The sequence below is a fragment of the Burkholderia sp. COPS genome (genome assembly GCF_019425585.1).
Classification (GTDB): domain Bacteria; phylum Pseudomonadota; class Gammaproteobacteria; order Burkholderiales; family Burkholderiaceae; genus Burkholderia; species Burkholderia cepacia.
Map to the genome: position 1 here is coordinate 373,455 of NZ_WIXR01000015.1, position 18,652 is coordinate 392,106.

17 protein-coding genes and 1 other RNA gene are annotated in these 18,652 nt (G+C 67.8%); 9 read left to right on the top strand and 9 right to left on the bottom strand.

All coding sequences use genetic code 11. The features are described 5' to 3' along the window. Positions 1-5 precede the first annotated feature (5 nt). Complete coding sequence (locus FOZ70_RS14830; protein ID WP_059816810.1) at positions 6-467, top strand: MerR family transcriptional regulator; 462 nt, start codon at positions 6-8, stop codon at positions 465-467. Next, positions 451-894, top strand: coding sequence for a carboxymuconolactone decarboxylase family protein (locus FOZ70_RS14835; protein WP_048021065.1), 444 nt, complete (start codon positions 451-453; stop codon positions 892-894). Before FOZ70_RS14830 ends, FOZ70_RS14835 begins: the two co-directional genes overlap by 17 nt. Positions 895-919: 25 nt before the next feature. On the opposite strand, the gene FOZ70_RS14840 is transcribed toward FOZ70_RS14835, so the two are convergent. Continuing rightward, positions 920-2,836, bottom strand: a complete 1,917-nt coding sequence (locus tag FOZ70_RS14840; RefSeq protein ID WP_219706180.1) for a sigma-54-dependent Fis family transcriptional regulator — start codon at positions 2,834-2,836, stop codon at positions 920-922. Between the two features lie 536 nt (positions 2,837-3,372). On the opposite strand from FOZ70_RS14840, the gene FOZ70_RS14845 reads away from it, so the two are divergent. The 6 genes from FOZ70_RS14845 to lipA all read left to right on the top strand — a co-directional run bounded on the left by FOZ70_RS14845 (position 3,373) and on the right by lipA (position 9,474). After that, positions 3,373-4,431, top strand: coding sequence for an NAD(+)/NADH kinase (locus FOZ70_RS14845; protein ID WP_021156492.1), 1,059 nt, complete (start codon positions 3,373-3,375; stop codon positions 4,429-4,431). A gap of 58 nt (positions 4,432-4,489) precedes the next feature. Next, positions 4,490-5,266, top strand: a complete 777-nt coding sequence (locus FOZ70_RS14850; protein ID WP_219706181.1) for an SDR family NAD(P)-dependent oxidoreductase — start codon at positions 4,490-4,492, stop codon at positions 5,264-5,266. Between the two features lie 77 nt (positions 5,267-5,343). Further along, positions 5,344-6,327: a thiamine pyrophosphate-dependent dehydrogenase E1 component subunit alpha gene (locus FOZ70_RS14855; RefSeq protein WP_021156490.1), complete on the top strand. Its 984-nt coding sequence runs from the start codon at positions 5,344-5,346 to the stop codon at positions 6,325-6,327. A 54-nt stretch (positions 6,328-6,381) separates the two neighbouring features. Further along, positions 6,382-7,386 carry an alpha-ketoacid dehydrogenase subunit beta gene (locus tag FOZ70_RS14860; protein ID WP_048021073.1) on the top strand — a complete coding sequence of 335 codons (1,005 nt, stop codon included), beginning with the start codon at positions 6,382-6,384 and terminating at the stop codon, positions 7,384-7,386. Positions 7,387-7,390: 4 nt separating this feature from the next. Then, the gene (locus tag FOZ70_RS14865) at positions 7,391-8,506 is read left to right on the top strand and encodes an acetoin dehydrogenase dihydrolipoyllysine-residue acetyltransferase subunit (RefSeq protein WP_048021075.1); all 1,116 of its coding nucleotides are present in this window, start codon (positions 7,391-7,393) and stop codon (positions 8,504-8,506) included. Positions 8,507-8,508: 2 nt separating this feature from the next. After that, the gene (lipA, locus tag FOZ70_RS14870; RefSeq protein ID WP_165581741.1) at positions 8,509-9,474 is read left to right on the top strand and encodes a lipoyl synthase; all 966 of its coding nucleotides are present in this window, start codon (positions 8,509-8,511) and stop codon (positions 9,472-9,474) included. A gap of 11 nt (positions 9,475-9,485) precedes the next feature. Here lipA and FOZ70_RS14875 read toward each other — a convergent pair whose 3' ends face one another. The 8 genes from FOZ70_RS14875 to trxA all read right to left on the bottom strand — a co-directional run bounded on the left by FOZ70_RS14875 (position 9,486) and on the right by trxA (position 18,080). Next, positions 9,486-10,841, bottom strand: a complete 1,356-nt coding sequence (locus FOZ70_RS14875) for an MATE family efflux transporter (RefSeq protein WP_048021078.1) — start codon at positions 10,839-10,841, stop codon at positions 9,486-9,488. Positions 10,842-10,843: 2 nt separating this feature from the next. Then, positions 10,844-12,676, bottom strand: coding sequence for a UDP phosphate-alpha-4-amino-4-deoxy-L-arabinose arabinosyl transferase (locus FOZ70_RS14880; protein WP_104766265.1), 1,833 nt, complete (start codon positions 12,674-12,676; stop codon positions 10,844-10,846). 144 nt (positions 12,677-12,820) lie between these two features. Continuing rightward, positions 12,821-13,081: a type B 50S ribosomal protein L31 gene (locus FOZ70_RS14885; RefSeq protein WP_021156486.1), complete on the bottom strand. Its 261-nt coding sequence runs from the start codon at positions 13,079-13,081 to the stop codon at positions 12,821-12,823. Between the two features lie 157 nt (positions 13,082-13,238). Then, the gene (locus FOZ70_RS14890) at positions 13,239-14,072 is read right to left on the bottom strand and encodes a M90 family metallopeptidase (protein ID WP_021156485.1); all 834 of its coding nucleotides are present in this window, start codon (positions 14,070-14,072) and stop codon (positions 13,239-13,241) included. 38 nt (positions 14,073-14,110) lie between these two features. Next, positions 14,111-15,667, bottom strand: coding sequence for an MFS transporter (locus tag FOZ70_RS14895; protein WP_219706182.1), 1,557 nt, complete (start codon positions 15,665-15,667; stop codon positions 14,111-14,113). After that, a complete protein-coding gene (locus FOZ70_RS14900) occupies positions 15,664-16,164 on the bottom strand; it encodes a MerR family transcriptional regulator (protein ID WP_060073109.1) in 501 nt (166 codons plus the stop codon). The genes FOZ70_RS14895 and FOZ70_RS14900 overlap by 4 nt, the downstream gene beginning before the upstream one ends. Positions 16,165-16,297: 133 nt before the next feature. Then, on the bottom strand, positions 16,298-17,560 hold the full coding sequence (gene rho, locus FOZ70_RS14905; RefSeq protein WP_006478662.1) for a transcription termination factor Rho: 1,263 nt from the start codon (positions 17,558-17,560) through the stop codon (positions 16,298-16,300). Positions 17,561-17,753: 193 nt separating this feature from the next. Further along, positions 17,754-18,080, bottom strand: a complete 327-nt coding sequence (gene trxA / locus FOZ70_RS14910; RefSeq protein ID WP_006402348.1) for a thioredoxin TrxA — start codon at positions 18,078-18,080, stop codon at positions 17,754-17,756. Between the two features lie 400 nt (positions 18,081-18,480). On the opposite strand from trxA, the gene ffs reads away from it, so the two are divergent. Then, positions 18,481-18,579, top strand: an RNA gene (gene ffs, locus FOZ70_RS14915) — signal recognition particle sRNA small type. Positions 18,580-18,652 lie beyond the last annotated feature (73 nt).

An 18,652-nucleotide genomic window follows, 5' to 3' on the forward strand; every position in this document is an offset into this window, starting at 1 on the left:
CTGCCATGTCGAAAACCGTATCCAAACCTTCCGCCACCGGTCCGCTGACGATCGGGCAAGTCGCCGAGCTGACCGGCTTGTCCACGCATACGCTGCGCTACTACGAGCAGGCCGGCCTGCTGCGTGCGATTTCGCGCACGGCGGCCGGGCACCGGCTCTATGCGCCGGCCGACCTTGACTGGCTGGCCTTCGTGATGCGCCTGAAGGCGACCGGCATGCCGATCGCGCAGATGCAGGAATTCGCGGCGCTGCGCGCGCAGGGCGAGCCGACCTTCGGTGCGCGGCGCAGCCTGCTGGTCGCGCATCGCGACGCGGTGCGCGCGCATCTCGCGGAGCTGCAGGCGAGCCTCGACGTGATCAGCGACAAGATCGCGTACTACGAGGCACAGGAGCGCGATGCGGCACGACGGGCAAAACCCTCTCACTCCCCATCGGAACAGGACGAACACCATGGAACGACTCGTTGAAGACCGCTACACGCGCGGCTGGAACAAACTGAAGGAAATCGACGGGGAGGTGGGCGAACGCGTGATCGCGGCGCTTGCGCCGATCGCCCCGGACTTCGCACGGCTGCTGGTCGAATTCGGCTTCGGCGACATCTACAGCCGGCCGCAACTCGACCTGAAGGCGCGCGAGATCGCGACGATCTCGGCACTGGCCGCGCTCGGCAACGCGCAGCCGCAGTTGAAGGTGCATATCGAGGCCGCGCTGAACGTGGGCTGCACGCGCGACGAGATCGTCGAGGTGTTCATGCAGATGTCCGTGTACGCGGGTTTCCCGGCCGCGCTCAACGCGCTGTTCGCGGCGCGCGAGGTGTTCGCGCGGCTCGACGAAGCGGCCGCAGAGGAAAACGACGCGAACGACGCGCACGACGCGGTCGGGCAGCTCGCGTGACGGGGCATGCGTCGGCACCCGCGCGTCACGCGCGGTGCGGCGCGACGATCCGGTGCTTCGCGATGCGCCGGTACAACGTCGCGCGCGAGATGCCGAGCGCCTGCGCGGCGGCGTCGGGCCGCCAGCGGTGCGCGGTGAGCGCCGCGACGATGCGGCCGCGCTCGTCGTCAGGCAGGGCGCCGATCGACGCGCCGCCGAGCTGCGCGGCGATATCGGCCGGCAGATCCTGTCGCGTCACGCGCGCGGCGTCGCACACCGCGCACGCATAGCGCAGCACGTTGCGCAACTGCCGGACATTGCCGGGCCACGGATACGCGGCGAGCTGTTCCGCGAGCGTTGCATCGAGTGTCAGCACGTGGCCGGTTGCCTGCGCCTCCTCGGCGAACACGGTGGCGATCACGTCGCGCACGTCCGCGCGCGCGCGCAGCGGCGGCAGTTCGAACGTCGCGCCGCTCAGCCGGTAGTACAGATCCTCGCGGAACGTGCCGTCGGCCACCATGCGCGCGAGATCGCGGTGCGTCGCGCAGATCACGTCGAGATCGACGCGCACGGGCGTATCGCTGCCGAGCGGCACGACCTCGCCATCGGCGAGCACGCGCAACAGGCGTGTCTGCAGCGCGAGCGGCATGTCGCCGATTTCGTCGAGGAATAGCGTGCCGCCGTCGGCGAGTGCGATCTTGCCGCGCGCGCCGTGCTTGCGTGCGCCGGTAAACGCACCGGCCGCATAACCGAACAATTCACTCTCGATCAGTGCTTCCGGCAGTGCGCCGCAGTTGACGGCGACGAACGGCCGCGCGCGCCGCGCGCCGGCGTCGTGGATCGCGCGCGCGAACACTTCCTTGCCCGCACCGGTCTCGCCGAGCACGAGAATCGGCAGCCGCTTGCTCGCGACCCGCAACGCGAGTTCGGCCTGTTGCGCGATATGCGCATCACTGCTGTGCAGGAACGGCGTCAGCGCGCCGACGTGGCGTTGCGTGGTGCCCGGGCGGCGCGAGGCCGAGCCGGGCTCGCGGCCGGTGCGCCGTAGCGGCGCGCGCAGCCGCGCATAGAGCGGCGCGCCGGTCGTGCGCAGTCGCAGCGCGACGATCGCATCGAGCCGCGCGGCATCGCGTAGCGGCATCTCGGTCGCATCGAAGATCTCGTCGATATGGCGCGGTTCGCGCAACGCCGGCAGCGCGTCGCGCGCCTGCCGGTTCGCGGCGACGATATTGCCGCATTCGTCGAACGCGATCAGCCACTCGGGTTGCGCTTCGACGTAGTGACGATTCGGATGCCCGAACAGGATCCAGTGCTGCGCGGTGCTGTGCACGAAGTAGCCGTCCTCGATCAGTGCCGCGCTCTGCCGCACGAGCTGATAGACGAGACGCTGGCTGTCGCGGCCGTCGGGCGATTGAACGGCGGACGCGTCGAGCACGCCGATCAGCTCGCCGCCCGGCGAGAAGATCGGCGCCGCGCTGCAGGTGAGCGTCGTGAAGGCCGCGCGAAAGTGATCGGTCTTGTGCACGGTGATCGGCGCGAGATCGGTCAGCACGTTCGCGACACCGCAGGTGCCTTCCTCGCTTTCCGACCAGCACGAGCCGATGTGCAGCCCCGCGTGGCGGAAGTCGTTGCGACGCTCGCGGTCGATCCGGTAGTCGATCGTCACGCCGTGCGCGTCGGTCAGCATCACGCAGTAGTCGGCGACGCGGATCATGTCGTGCAGCCGCGTCAGGCACTGGCCCGACGCGCGCAGGAAGGCCTCTTCCTTGTCGCGCACTTCGCGCAGCTCCGCCGCGGTCAGCACGCGCGGGCCGATCGACGAAGCGGGGTCGAGACGGTAGCGCTCGAGCGACCGTTGCCACGATGACACGAGGCGCGTGGATTCGGCCGGCGCGGGCAGGCGTCCGGCGAGCGCGCCGAGCACACGGTCGGCGTGCTGGGCCTGGGGGACGGCGTAGGGCATGGTCGGCTCCGGTTCCGTACGGCGGGGAATGCGATGTTCTTGTAGCACATCCCGTTCGACGGATCACATTGCATCGCAGCACGCGGCGGGCGTGAGACGTTCGTCTCACCGGTATCGCGCGCTGTCTCGTGTCGCTGAGAGGCACGCATGTGCGGCATGCGCGGATCGTCCGGCATGACGCGGCCCGCGCGGCGCCGCGACAGCGCGGGGTTTGCGGGCGCAACGGCGCGCTTGCACCGGCCTCGCGGCGGCCATTTCGTCGCATCGACGGGGTGAGACGAACGGGCGGAATTGCCGCGCACGTTGCGGTTCCGGCAGCGAACCGGCGGCGTCGACATTCCCGCCGCGCCAGCGTGCACACGGGTTTCACGGTCATCGCACGCACGATGGCACGCCGCTTGCAGAGATCACGGGCAGGTCGGCGCGGTCGCGTCGACGATGAAGATCCGCCGCCCGGCGATGGCAGCGGACGAGACAGGCAGGGCCGCGGCGTACACCCATGCGCCGGGGCCGGCCAACTGGATGGAGACGAACCCGTGACGACGCCCGTTACCGTCGGCGTGATCGCGAACCCCGCATCGGGGCGCGACATCCGCCGCCTCACGACGCATGCCTCCGTGTTTCCGACGGCGGAGAAGGCGAACATGATCGTGCGCCTGCTGGCCGGCCTCGGCGCGATGGGCGTCGAGCGCGTGCTGACGCTGCGCGACCGCACGGGCATCGCGACGCTGCTGCTGCGCGCGATCGACACGCATCGCGCGGTCGCGCCGCACGAGCGCTGGCCCGAGGTCGAATTCGTCGACCTGCCGATCACCGATACCGTCGCCGATACACAGGCCGGTGCCGCGTACCTGCACCGGATGGAAGTCGCGCTGATCGTCGTGCTCGGCGGCGACGGCACGCATCGCGCCGTGGCCGCGCACTGTGGCGCGACTCCGCTCGTCGCGCTGTCCACCGGCACCAACAACGCGTTCCCCGAACATCGCGAGGCAACCGTCGCGGGCGTCGCGGCAGGACTCGCCGCGACCGGCGCGGTGCCGGCCGAAGTCGCATTCACGCGCAACAAGCGGCTCGTCGTGCGCTGCGTGGCGGGTGCGCAGCCGGGGCGCGAGGAGATCGCGCTCGTCGACGTGTGCGCCGCACGCCAGCGTTTCATCGGCGCCCGCGCGATCTCGGGGTCCGACGACATCGATTCGCTCTACCTGACGTTCGCGGAACCGGACGGGATCGGCCTGTCCGCGCTCGGCGGCGCGTGGGCGCCGCTCGAACGCAGCGCGCCGCACGGGCTCGCGATGCGTTTCGCGGCCGAAGGCAACGCGGCCGGCACGCCGCTCGTCGCGCCGATTGCGCCGGGCCGCGTCGATCGCGTCGTGATGCGCAGTTGCGAACGGCTCGAGCCGGGCGCGTGGCAGACGATCCCGTTCGAGCGCGGCACGCTCGCGTTCGACGGTGAACGCGAGATCGAGGTCGCGCGCGGCGATCGCTACGAGATCTCGCTCGACTGGCGCGGGCCGCTGACGGTCGATGTCGGGCGCACGCTGCGTTACGCGTCGTCGCGGCAACTGCTGCGCGATGCCGGCGCGTGGCACGACTGAGCCGCCGCTTTTAGCATGACATTTCGACATCCATAACGATCCTCAAGGAGACATTGCCATGACGGCTTCACTCGAAGGACAGGTCGCCATCGTCACGGGCGGCGCGCGCGGCATCGGCCGCGGCATTGCGCTGACGCTTGCCGGCGCGGGTGCCGACATCCTGCTGGCCGACCTGCTCGACGACGCGCTCGACGCCACCGCGCGCGAGGTACGCGCGCTCGGCCGGCGGGCGGCGGTCGCGAAGGTCGACGTCACGCAGGCCGCGCAGGTCGACGCGATGGTCGCGCAGGCGCTCGCCGAACTCGGCCGGCTCGACATCCTCGTGAATTGCGCGGGCGTGATCAGCATTCATCCGGTCGCCGAACTTACCGAGCGCGACTGGGATGTCGTGATGGACGTGAACGCGAAGGGCACCTTCCTCGGCTGCCGCGCGGCGCTCGCGCACCTGAAGGCGCAGGGCCGCGGCCGGATCATCAACGTCGCGTCGATCGCCGGCAAGGAAGGCTTTCCGAATCTCGCGCACTACAGCGCATCGAAATTCGCGGTCGTCGGCTTCACGAACGCGCTTGCGAAGGAGCTTGCGCGCGATGGCGTGACCGTCAACGCGATCTGCCCCGGCATCGTCCGTACCTATATGTGGGACCGGCTGTCCGACGAATGGAAGGCCGACGGCGAATCGGTCGAGGAATCGTGGCAGCGGCACCAGTTGACGCTGATCCCGCAGGGCCGCGCGCAGACACCGGAAGACATGGGCCGGCTCGCGCTGTTCTTCGCGACGATGGACAACGTGACGGGCCAGGCCGTGAACGTCGACGGCGGCTTCACGTTCCACTGACGGCCGCAGGCCGTGCAATCCGTCGCCACGGCATCGCCGCGGCGGCATTCGCAGTCAGACCTACCCAGGAGACACACATGACCGTTTCGACACAGCTCAGCAGGGACAAGCTGCTGGACGCCTACCGGCTGATGCGCACGATCCGCGAATTCGAGGAACGCCTGCACGTCGAATTCGCGACCGGCGAGATCCCCGGCTTCGTTCACCTGTACGCGGGCGAGGAGGCGTCCGCGGTCGGCACGATACTGCACCTCGGCCTCGACGACTACGTCGCGACCACGCACCGTGGCCACGGCCATTGCATCGCGAAGGGCGTCGACGTGCACGGGATGATGGCCGAGATCTACGGCAAGAAAACCGGCGTCTGCCACGGCAAGGGCGGCTCGATGCACATCGCCGACCTGTCGATGGGGATGCTCGGCGCCAACGGGATCGTCGGCGCGGGCGGCCCGCTCGTGTGCGGCGCCGCGCTCGCGGCGAAACACAAGAAGACGGGCGGCGTCGGCGTGTGCTTCTTCGGCGACGGCGCGTCGAACCAGGGCGTGATCTTCGAATCGATGAACCTCGCGTCGGTGTGGCGGCTGCCCGCGATCTTTGTCGCCGAAAACAACGGCTACGCGGAAGCGACGTCGTCGAGCTGGTCGGTCGCGACCGACAACATCGCCGATCGCGCGAACGGGTTCGGGATGCCGGGCGTGATCGTCGACGGCTTCGACTTCTTCGCGGTGCACGAAGCGCTCGGCGAAGCGGTCGAGCGCGCGCGCAACGGCGGCGGCCCGACGCTCGTCGAGGTGAAGTTCACGCGCTATTTCGGCCACTTCGAAGGCGACGCGCAGACCTATCGCGCACCCGGCGAGGTGCAGAAGCTGCGCGACGAGAAGGACTGCCTGAAGCATTTCGAGACGCGCGTCGTGCGGGCCGAAGCGTTGACGACCGCCGATCTGCGCGCGGTCGATGCCCAGGTGAAAGCGCTGATCGACGACGCGGTCGCGCAGGCCAAGGCCGCGCCGCTGCCCGACGCAGCCGACCTGCTGACCGACGTCTACGTGTCGTACCCGTGAGCGCGGCCTGACACCGCGGCCGACACGGCGAACCGAACATTCCAGGAGACAGACATGGCAAGGAAGATTACTTATTCGCAGGCGATCAACGAGGCGCTCGCGCAGGAAATGGCGCGCGACGACAGCGTGATCGTGATGGGCGAGGACAATGCAGGCGGCGCGGGCGCGCCGGGCGAGGACGACGCGTGGGGCGGCGTGCTCGGCGTGACGAAGGGGCTGTTCCACAAGTTTCCGGGCCGCGTGCTCGATACGCCGCTGTCGGAGGGCGGCTACATCGGCGCGGCGGTCGGTGCGGCCGCATGCGGGATGCGGCCCGTCGCGGAGCTGATGTTCATCGACTTCATGGGCGTGTGCTTCGACCAGATCTTCAACCAGGCCGCCAAGTTCCGCTACATGTTCGGCGGCAAGGCCGTGACGCCGGTCGTGATCCGCGCGATGTACGGCGCCGGGCTGCGCGCGGCCGCGCAGCACTCGCAGATGCTCACGTCGCTGTTCACGCACATCCCGGGGCTGAAGGTCGTGTGCCCGTCGACGCCGTACGACGCGAAGGGGCTGCTGATCCAGGCGATCCGCGACAACGATCCCGTGATCTTCCTCGAACACAAGCTGCTCTATACCCGCGAAGGCGACGTGCCGGAGGAGTCCTATGCGATTCCGTTCGGCGAGGCAAACGTGATGCGCGACGGCGACGACGCGACGATCGTCACGTACGGCCGGATGGTGCATCTCGCGATGGACGCGGCCGCGAAGCTCGCGAAGGACGGCATTCAGGTCGACGTGATCGATCTGCGCACGACGTCGCCGCTCGACGAGGAAACGATCCTCGAAAGCGCGGAGCGCACCGGGCGCGTCGTGGTCGTCGACGAAGCGAACCCGCGCTGCTCGATCGCGACCGACATTGCCGCGCTCGTCGCGCAGCGCGCGTTCCATGCGCTGAAGGCGCCGATCGAGCTCGTGACCGCGCCGCACACGCCCGCGCCGTTCGCGAGCGTGCTGGAAGACCTGTATATCCCGTCCGCCGATGCGATTGCGCAGGCGGTCCTGAAGACGAGGAGCTGACACGATGTCGATTCACATGATCACGATGCCCAAGTGGGGGCTGTCGATGGAGCAGGGGCAGGTCAACGGCTGGTTGAAGACGATCGGCGAACGCGTGACGAAGGGCGACGAGGTGCTCGACGTCGAGACCGACAAGATCTCGTCGGGCGTCGAATGCGCGTTCGACGGCACGCTGCGCCGGCAGGTCGCGCAGGAAGGCGAGACGCTGCCGGTCGGCGCGCTGCTCGGCGTCGTCGCGGCGGCCGATGCGAGCGATGCGGACATCGACGCGGCGATCGCCGATTTCCAGCGCGATTTCGTGCCGAGCGCGGCCTCCGACGAAGCGGCCGGCCCGCAACCCGAGAAGGCGCAGATCGGCGGCCGGACGGTGCGCTTCCTGAAGCTCGGCGAAGGCACCGGCACACCCGCCGTGCTGATTCACGGCTTCGGCGGCGACCTGAACAACTGGTTGTTCAATCACGCGGATCTCGCCGCGCACCGGCCCGTGTGGGCACTGGACCTGCCCGGCCATGGCGAATCGGGCAAGGCGGTCGAGACGGGCAGCCTCGACGAACTCGCCGACGCGGTGCTCGCGCTGCTCGATGCGAAGGGCATCGACCAGGCACACCTGATCGGCCATTCGATGGGCGGCGCGGTTGCGATGGCGGCAGCGGAACGCGCGCCGCAACGTGTCGCGTCGCTGACGCTGATCGCGAGCGCGGGGCTCGGCACCGACATCAACCGCGCTTACATCGATGGTTTCGTCGCCGGCAACAGCCGCAATACGCTGAAGCCGCACCTCGGCGCGCTGTTCGCGGACAACGCGCTGGTCACGCGGCAGCTTGTCGAGGATCTCGTCAAGTACAAGCGGCTCGAAGGCGTGCAGGCCGCGCTCGAGAAGATCGCGAACGCGGCGTTCGACGGCGCCGCGCAGCGGCGTGTGTTCCGCGACCGGCTCGTGACGCTTGCACCGCGCACGCTCGTGATCTGGGGCGAGCGCGACCAGGTGATCCCGGCGCATCACGCGCAGGGTTTGCCCGACGGCGTGCGTGCCGAAGTGATCGCCGGCAGCGGGCACATGGTGCAGATGGAGGCGGCCGCCGACGTGAACCGCCTGATCGTCGCATTCCTCGGAGACTGACGATGGCCGCCGCGCTCGAACGACCCAGCCTCACGGCGCTCGGCCAGCCGGGCGCGAGAAGCCGCGACAAGCTCGCGCGCATTCCGGTGCGCGTCGAGCCCGCGGCCGGCGCGGCGTTGCCGAAGCCGCCGTGGCTGCGCGCGCGGCCGATGATGAGCGCGGCGGTGGCCGACATGGCTGCCGTGCTGCGCGACCATCGGCTGCATTCCGTCTGCGAGGAGGCGATGTGCCCGAACATCGGCGAGTGCTTCGCGCAGCGCACCGCGACGTTCATGATCATGGGCGGCCTGTGCACGCGGCGCTGCCCGTTCTGCGACGTCGCGCACGGTCGTCCCGAGCCGCTCGATCCCGACGAGCCGGCGCGGCTGGCCGACGCGGCCGCGGCGCTCGGGCTGCGCTACGTCGTGATCACGTCGGTCGACCGCGACGACTTGCGCGACGGCGGCGCCGCGCATTTCGCCGCGTGCATCGCGGCGGTGCGCGCGAGCGTGCCGGGCATCGGCGTCGAAGTGCTGACGCCGGACTTCCGCGGCCGCGTGGCCCGTGCGCTCGATGCGCTGTCGACGGCCTGGCCCGACGTGTTCAACCACAACATCGAGACGGTGCCGTCGCTGTATCGCGCGGCGCGGCCGGGCGCCGACTATCGCGGCTCGCTCGAATTGCTCGCGCAGGCGAAGGCCGCGCGGCCGACGCTCGTGACGAAGTCGGGACTGATGCTCGGGCTCGGCGAGCGCGACGACGAGGTGCGCGACACGCTGCGCGACCTGCGCGCGCACGAAGTCGACGTGCTGACGCTCGGCCAGTATCTGGCGCCGTCGTCGCACCACCTGCCGGTGCGACGGTACGTAAGCCCCGAGGCATTCGCCGCATGGCGCGACGACGCGCTGGCGCTGGGTTTCAGGGAAGTCGTCGCCGGCCCGCTCGTGCGGTCGTCGTACCATGCGGCCGACGTGCTGGAGAACAGCTAGCGGGCGGCGCGTCAGGCCGGCGCCGGGGCGTGCGCGCGACTCACCCGGCGCAGGTACAGCACGAGCCCGGCGCCCGCGAGCATCAGGCTGACCGTGTTCGCGAACCAGAAGCCGCGCGCGCCGGTCAGCCACGCGGGCGCGATGCCGCCCACGTCGAAGCCGAGCACGTAGCCGCCGCTGAGCCCGACGCCCCACAGCGCGACCGCATAGATCACGGTCGGCACGACCGCGACCTTGTAGGCCCGCAGCACGAACGCCGACGTGACCTGCAGCGCATCGAAGACGTGGTAGCACGCGACGATCGCGACGAGCGGCATCGCGGCCGCGGCGACGGCCGGGTTCGGCGTATAGCCGCCGATGATCAGTGGTCGCAGAACGAACACGAGCAGGCCGTATGTCGCGGCAATGCCGCACGCGAAGATCACGCTGTGCCGGCCGAGCAGCCGGGCTTCTTCGGGCCGTCCGGCGCCGAGCGCGCGCGCGACCAGCGTCGATGCCGCCACGCCGATCGACAGCGGGGTCATGTACAGCACCGCGCCGATGTTGCCGGCGATCTGGTGGCCGGCGAGCGTCGTCGTGCCGAATTGCGCGATGAACAGCGCCATGCACGTGTACGACGTGACCTCGATCAGGTACGACAGGCCCATCGGCACGCCGAGTTTCAGGATCGCCTTCTGGCGTTCCCACACTGGCCAGCAGAAGCGCGAGAAGATCGCGAGCGGCGCGAACACGTCGAGCTTCGCGAGCAGCGTGTAGCCGATCAGTGCGAGCGCCCAGTTGATCAGCGTGCTCGCGAGCCCACAGCCGGGGCCGCCGAGGGCCGGTACGCCGAACCCGCCGAAGATGAACCACACGTTGAGCGGAAACTTGAGCACCAGCGCGCCGATCTGCAGGATCATCGCGAGGCGCGGCTTGCCGGCCGCGTTGGTCAGCGCGTTGTAGATGCGGAAGACGAGGCTGGCGGGCAGCCCGTACGACAGGATGCGCAGGTAGTCGACGGTGCGGTCGTGCAGCGCGGCGGGTGCGTGCGCGACGCGCAGCAGCGGCTCGGGAAAATGCAGCAGGAGAAAGCCGGGCACCGCGAGCAGCAGCGCGAGCCACAGCGCCTGGCGCACTTCCTCGCCGATTTCGGCATAGCGTCGCGCGCCGTACAGTTGCCCGGTGATCGGCTGCAGCGCGGACAGGATGCCCGTCAGGCCGATGTAGATCGACACGTAGATCGACGAGCCGAGCCCGAGCGCGGCCAGATCGACGGCCGAGTAGCGGCCGACCATCGCGGTGTCGATCACGCCGAACGCGATGATCGCGAGCTGGCCGACGAGCACCGGCCACGCGAGACCGACGATCCGGCGGATGTCGCCGAACATCGTCAGTCGGCCGGCTGACGGCGCGGCGGACGCCGCTTGACGGGCGTCTTCGGCCGTTCGATGCGCTCGTACAGGCGGAAGCGCTCGTCGCGGTCGGCGACGCGGCGGCCCTCCCACACGAGACGCCACACGTATTGCGACATCGAGCTCGGCTCGCCGAAGTCCGCGCGGTCCTGGCGCAGGATCACGTCGCAGTCGCCGGAGAAATCGAAGCGCATGTTGCCGAAATACGCGAAGGTCGCGAGCTGCGCGTCACCGAGCCGCACGGGCGAGATGCACTCGTAGTCGGACGGCAGGTGCACGGCGATCTGCTGCGCGACGTCGCGATAGGTCCGGCCGTAATTGACGATCGGCAGCCACAGCGTCATCAGCAGCACCCACATCAGCGTGGTGCCCGCACCCGACAGCACGACGCTGCGCCACAGGACCTTCGGCTGCCGCGAGATGCGCCAGCGCACGAGGAAGCACCAGCACACCGTGGCGATCACCGCGCAGATGAACGACAGGATCTTGAAGTGCGGCTCATAGCCGGGCACGAGGCGCGCGAGGTTGCGGGCGAGCGGATGCGGGAAACCCGTGAGCGACGCGAGCCATACGAGCCACACGAAGGTGCCGAGGATCGTGAAGCTCAGCACCGCGAACCAGTCGATCGCGTTGATCGCGCCGCGCTTGAGGGTCGGCAGCGCGAACGTCGCGAGCACCGCCAGCGGCGGCATCAGCAGCATGTACATGCGGTTCGACTGCTGGCTTTGCAGGATCACGAGCGCGACGAGCGGCACGGCGACCGACAGCGGAATCGCGACGTGCGCGCGGCGGCGCATGCCGGCCCAGCTCCACCATGCCCAGATCGCGAGCGGCCACGCGGGCCACGTGAACAGCGGCAGGTTCTTTGCCGCATAGCCGAGCACGGCGGTCGGCGGGCCGGAAAAGCGCATCAGGCTGCCGTGAATCCACTGGTTGAAGAACCATGCGGCGTCGTCGGGTGCCGCGACGAACGCGGCAAGCGGCCACAGCGCGAAGATCGCGGCCGCGAGCGGTACGCCGACCAGCGGCAGGCGCAGGTTGCGCATCTCGGGCGTGACGAGCCACAGCACGGCCGTGCCGGCGAGCAGGGCGACGACGAGCACCGGGTTGCCGGACAGGGCGACGAGGCCGATCGCGAGACCCCACCACAGCGCGCCCTGCATCGGCTTGTCGATGCCGCGGACGATCCCGTAGACGAGCATGGCGATCCACGCGAACTGCGCCAGCTGCGGCGTCGTTTCGTGCCCGCGTTCCGCGAGGCCGAAGCAGGCGACGAGCACCAGCAGCGCGCCGTCGGCGAGCGTGCGGCCGTAGTCGCGCGGCTCGGGTTCGCCGCCGAATGCGTATTTGAACGGCTGGACCTCGGCACGCCGGCCGAGCAGGTAGGCTGCGTACCAGACGAACGCGCACGCGACGCAGAACAGCACGCCGGTATCGACGCGCGACGCGTTGCTCGCATCGACCCACGGGCCGAGGCCGCGGATCGACAGCGCGCCGAGCCAGTAGCCGAGCGGCCCGTCGGTCGTGATGAACTTGCCGACGAGGTTCGGCAGCAGCCAGTCGTGCCAGCCGCCCTTGGCCATCGTCCACATCACGCCGAAGCCCGCCGCGTCCTCGTTCTTCCACGGGTCGCGGCCGAACAGGCCGAACGCTGCGTAGACGAAGCAGAGGGTAAGCAGCAGCCAGCGCGGCAGCGCACGCGTGGCGGAGGCGGTGAGACGGACGACAGGCTTCATGCAGATGAGCGATTTGTTATGGGCGGGCGGCCGGCGCGGGTGCGCGCGGTCGAGCCGGTTTCGAGCATCCGGCATTGTAGACGCGCCGGCAGTTGCGCGTCAGGCCGATGCCCGGACGCCGGCCGGTGCTTTTCCGGCGAGCAGAGACAAAAAAGGGCAGCCTGGGCTGCCCTTTTGTGCGATACCGGTGCGTTGCAACCACCGGATGCGGTGCAAAGCTTACTTCGCCTTGCCGCTGGCGCGAACGCCGAACTTGTTCTTGAACTTCTCGACACGGCCGGCCGTGTCCATGATCTTTTGCTGACCCGTGTAGAACGAGTGCGATTCCGACGACACTTCGATCTTGGCGAGCGGGTAGGTCTTGCCGTCGAGTTCGATGTTTTCACGCGTCTGGATCGTCGAGCGCGTGATGAACTTGAAGCCGTTCGACATGTCTTGGAAGACGACTTCGCGGTAATCCGGGTGAATGCCAGGTTTCATGATTTTCCTTGGTGAGAGCGGTAGCCAACCCGCCGCTTGCCGTGCCGTGCCGCACAAAGTTGCGCGATCCAGCCGACGTCAAGCCCGGCGCGAGCCACTTGCCTAAGGTCGAAAAACGGCGATTATGCCAGAAAATCAGATGGTTGACGAATTATTTTCACGGTGCGTCGAGCGCGCCGGTGCCGGCCGGATCCTGCCGGTAGTAGCGCGCGAGCAGCCGGTACAGCTCCGGAAATTCGGACTCGAACGCTTTCGGTCGTACGAACAGCGCTTCGCTGCACACCGCGAAGAATTCGGACGGGTGGTCGGCCGCATACGGATCGATCAGCGATTCCCGCTCGAAGCGCGCCCACGCGCGGTCCGGCACCGCGTCGACGCGCGCGCAGAACTGGTCGTACGCGTGCTCGAACACGTCGGCCCAGGCCTGCGCATCGAGGTGCGGCGCGTGCCAGCGGCGAAAAAGGGGCGGATAGCCGTCGGCTGCGCCGTTGACCATGTCGATCTTGTGCGCGAACTCGTGGATCACGACGTTGTACGCGTCGCGGCCGTCCGTCATCTGCGCATCCTCCCACGACAGGATCACGGGGCCGCCTTCCCAGGCCTCGCCGCTCGCGTCCTGCTCCACTTCGTGGACGACGCCGTCCTCGTCCTGCACCGTCTTGCGGATCACGAATTCGCCCGGATACACGACGACGCCGACCCAGCCGTCGTACAGCGACAGGTCGAGATTCAATACGGGCAGGCAGGCCTGCGCGGCGATCGCGACGATCATCGCGTCGGTCAGCTCGAGCCCGTGCGCGGTCGAGAACGATTTCTTCGCGACGAACAGGCTCGTCAGTTCGCGCAGCCGGCCGAGCGCGTCGGGCGACAGCGCCGCGAGGAACGGCAGGCGCTCGACGGTGTCCTGCCATAGCGCGTCGGGGATCGGATGGCTGCGCAGCGCGCGGTCGCGGCGGCGGTCGTCGAACCAGCGGGTCAGTTTCGAGAGCATGAAGGCGGCTCGCGGAAATCCAAAGCCTGTCTTTTAACTCAATCGATCTCTTTTTGCCATGCCGCGAAGAGGCCGCCGACGAGCGCCACGCCCGCCAGGAAGTAAAAGCCGTCGAGCGACGCGAGAAACGACGCCTGTTGCGCGACCATGCGCGCGATCGATGCGACCGCGAGCCCGTGCGCGTCGTTCAGCGCGTGGCCGGCGGCCGCATAGCTGCGCGTCAGCGCATCGACGGCCTGCTGGAACAGCGGATCGAACACGTTCGCGCGCTCGACGAGTCGCGTCTGGTGCACGGCCACGCGGTGCTGTTCGACGATGATCACCGACGACGTCGCAAACGAGATCGTCAGTTGCCGCACGATGTTCTTCAGCCGGTAGCCGTGCGTGTATTCGTCGATCGCGAAGATCCGGAACGTCAGGTTGGCCACCGGCAGCACGATGAAGAGCAGGAGCAGCCCACGCAGCAGCAGCGGGACGATCAGCGCGGCTTCGCCGACCTGCGGCGTCATTCGCGTCATCCACAGCGCGGCCGTGATGGCGATCGCGAACCCCGGCACGACGAACCACTTCTTGTGCGTGACGAATTTCGCGTAACGCAGGTAGGCGAACAGCGCGGTGGCCGAAATCAGCGACATCGTGCCCACGAGCCGCCCGGCGTTCTCGACCGGATAGCCGAGCCCGCCTTCGAGAAGCCGCGAGGTCAGGTAACTGAAGCCTGTCGACTCGTAGTAATAGAACATGTAGAGCAGCAGCCCGACCTGGAACGTCCGTTCGCGGAACGCGTGAAGGCGCACGAGCGGCGTCGGATGGTTCCACTGGTGATACGCGAACCACGCGAGCGCGCCGATCCCCGCGATCGTCAGCAGGATCAGCATCGGCGAGCCGCTGTAGAGCTGGTAATGCACCTGCTGCAGCACGATCTGCAGCGCACCTTGTGCGAGCGCGAACACGACATACGGCCAGAAATGTCCGGAGCCGCGTTCGTCGTCGGGCGTCCGGCCCGAGTCGGGCAGCGTGAGCAGCGCGAGGATCGCGAACGCGATGCCGGCCGGCGCCGTGCATGCAAACAGCGCGCGCCATGTCGAATGTGCGACGAGCAGGCCGCCCACGATCGGCGCGAGCGCGCTGCCGAGCAGGATCATGATGAGGAACGCGCGTGTCGCGGGCGGCCGTTCCTGCGGCTTGAAACTGATCTGGATCAGGATCCGGCACGCGCCCATCATCGGGCCGATGAAATATCCCTGGAAACCGCGCGCGAACGCGAGTTCGAGCGACGTGTCGGCGAGCGCGGCCGCGATCGCGCCGAACGAGAACATCAGCATGCAGCCGGCGACGTAGCGGCGATGGCCGAGCCGGTCGACCCACCATTGCTGCTGCAGGATGCCGAGCACGGCCGTGACCGCGTAAGCGCTCGACGACCACACGAGTTCGTCGGGCGAAGCGTTGATGCCGCCCGCGATGTGGCTTGCGAAGAACGAGAAGGCCGCGTTGTCGAAATAGTCGATGCCGGTGACGAGCGCGAGCGCCCACGGGAACAGGTCCGCGCGCAGGTTCGCGCGGCTCCACAGCGGCGGGCGGCCGGGCATCGCGTTCATTCGCGCGCCTTGCGCGCGCGCCGCGTGCCGCTTTCGGCCTGCCGCTGCGCGATCAGCGTGTCGGCGCTTTCGCCGGCAAGACGCCGCTCGACGTAGTCGATGTCGTGCTGCAGTTCCCTGCGCAGCGCGACGGCTTCCTTCAGTTCGCGCTGGACGGCCGCGATTCGCCGGTCGAGTGTATCGACCTGCTCGGCGAGGCCGGTACGGATGTCGCGCAGCGATGCTTCCGAGTAGCGGCGCCGGCCGTCGCCCGTTTCTTCCAGCGGGCGCTTCAGCATTTCGGTGATGCCGTGCAGCGAGAAGCCGAGCGCGCGCAGCCGCAGGATACGCGCGAAGCGCTCGAGGTCGGCTTCGTCGTAGAGGCGGTAGCGGCCCTCGCTGCGCGACGGCGTGACGAGCCCGCGCTCCTCGTAATACTTCAGCGTGCGCGGCGTGACGCCGAGTCGCGACGCGGCATCGCTCACGGTCAGCAACGGGTTGGAGGTGTCGTTCGGCATGGGGCGTGGAGGGAATTCGATCCGGGCGATGACGCGATTATAGATCAACCTGTACGTTCACGTTCAGGTTGGCGCCGAAAAACGGCCGCCGGGCAGGATGCGCGGGCGGCCGTTCGGTGCGGGGCGGGGGCGCTTAGCCGCCGCGGCGCATCAGGTCGAAGAACTCGGAGTTGCTCTTCGTCTGGCGGATCTTGTCGAGCAGGAATTCCATTGCCTCGACTTCGTCCATGTCGTGGATGAACTTGCGCAGCACCCAGATCTTCTGGAGGATCTCGGGCTTGATCAGCATTTCTTCGCGGCGCGTGCCCGACTTGTTCAGGTTGATCGACGGATAGACGCGCTTTTCCGCGAGGCGGCGCTCGAGGTGCACTTCCATGTTGCCGGTGCCCTTGAACTCTTCGTAGATCACGTCGTCCATGCGGCTGCCGGTTTCGATCAGTGCGGTGCCGATGATCGTCAGCGAACCGCCTTCCTCGATGTTGCGTGCCGCGCCGAAGAAGCGCTTCGGACGCTGCAGTGCGTTCGCGTCGACACCGCCCGTCAGCACCTTGCCCGATGCCGGGATCACGGTGTTGTACGCACGTGCGAGACGCGTGATCGAGTCGAGCAGGATCACGACGTCGTGCTTCATTTCGACGAGGCGCTTGGCCTTCTCGATCACCATTTCGGCGACCTGGACGTGGCGCGTGGCCGGTTCGTCGAACGTCGACGCGATCACTTCGCCCGCGACCGAGCGCTGCATTTCGGTCACTTCTTCAGGACGCTCGTCGATCAGCAGCACGAACAGGATCACGTCCGGGTGGTTCTGCTTGATCGCGTGCGCGATGTGCTGGAGCATCACGGTCTTGCCCGACTTCGGCGATGCGACGAGCAGGCCGCGCTGGCCCTTGCCGATCGGCGCGATCATGTCGATGATTCGGCCCGTGACGTTTTCCTCGCCGCGCATTTCGCGTTCGAGCGAGAGCGGCTTGTTCGGGTGCAGCGGCGTGAGGTTCTCGAACATGATCTTGTGTTTCGAGGCCTCGGGCGGCTGCCCGTTGACTTTGTCGACCTTCACCAGCGCGAAGTAGCGCTCGCCGTCCTTCGGCGTGCGGACTTCACCTTCGATGGTGTCGCCGGTGTGCAGGTTGAAGCGGCGGATCTGCGACGGGCTGATGTAGATGTCGTCGGTGCTCGCGAGGTACGACATTTCCGGCGAGCGCAGGAAGCCGAAACCGTCCGGCAGCACTTCGAGCGTACCGTCACCGAAGATCGTCTCACCCGTCTTGGCGCGCTTTTTAAGAATGGCAAACATCAACTCCTGCTTGCGCAGGCGGTTCGCGTTTTCGATCTCGAGGCCATTGGCCATTTCGATCAGTTCGGACACGTGCAGAGACTTGAGCTCGGATAAATGCATACGGAGAACCCGCCAGGGAGGAGACGACGAAAGAAATAAAGGGAGGAGGGCGAGCGGAAGCGCTCAGAGACTTAAATGCGTCTTGTAGACGTTTTTTAATTCTAGCATAGGCCGATTCGCGCTTGAGCGAGCGAACGGCGGCTTGGCGACGGACGTGTTGCCGGTTGACAACACGTCCGCGGAACTGCCGGTATTACAGGTGGCTGTCCAGGAATGCGGTGAGCTGCGACTTCGACAGCGCGCCGACCTTCTGCGCGGCGGCCGCGCCATTCTTGAACAGGATCAGCGTCGGGATGCCGCGCACGCCGAACTTCGCGGGCGTTGCCTGGTTGTCGTCGACGTTGATTTTCGCGATCTGCAGCTTGTCGCCGTAGTCCTTCGCGACTTCGTCGAGGATCGGGGCGATCATCTTGCACGGGCCGCACCATTCGGCCCAGAAATCGACGAGCACGGGCTTGTCGGACTTGACGACGTCCTGTTCGAACGATGCGTCGCTGATGTGTTTGATCTGTTCGCTCATTGGGTCAATACCTCTTACGGTTCGGGGACTGCCTGCTTGCGCGTTGCGGCGTACCGGCCGCCGTTGGCTGCCGGCCGCTGCGGCAGGTCACTCCGCTCTCCGGACAGGAGGGGTGTAAGCGCTGCATGCCGCGGCTCGCGGGTCGTTCGGGCGTCATATTAGCCTAAATTGCTATCTGCTGCGGGCGGCGATAGTAGCCGCTACGCGAGTAGGGGTACGGCGCGCCGTTCGACCGTTGTGCCCTGCAGGTGGAGGCCGGCCCGCAAATTACAAGGGGACGCAGGCAATTCGATGCGGGCGATCGTCGTGCGACCCGATGCGCGCCGGTTTGCCCGGTCATATTCGCATTGGTGCGAACAAACGGTCGCATTCGTCCGGAAGCGGTGATAGAATATGCCGTGACGGGCCTCCTCGCATGGTGGGGCGGTGAACCTGGTCAGGTCGGGAACGAAGCAGCCACAATCGTTTTCTGCCAGTGCCGAGGGTTGGGCTCGTCACCTTCCTTCTCGCCCCGTTCGCCGGGCGTTTTTTATTTCTGCACCACACTCCGTTTTACCTGCGCGTTGCCTGTC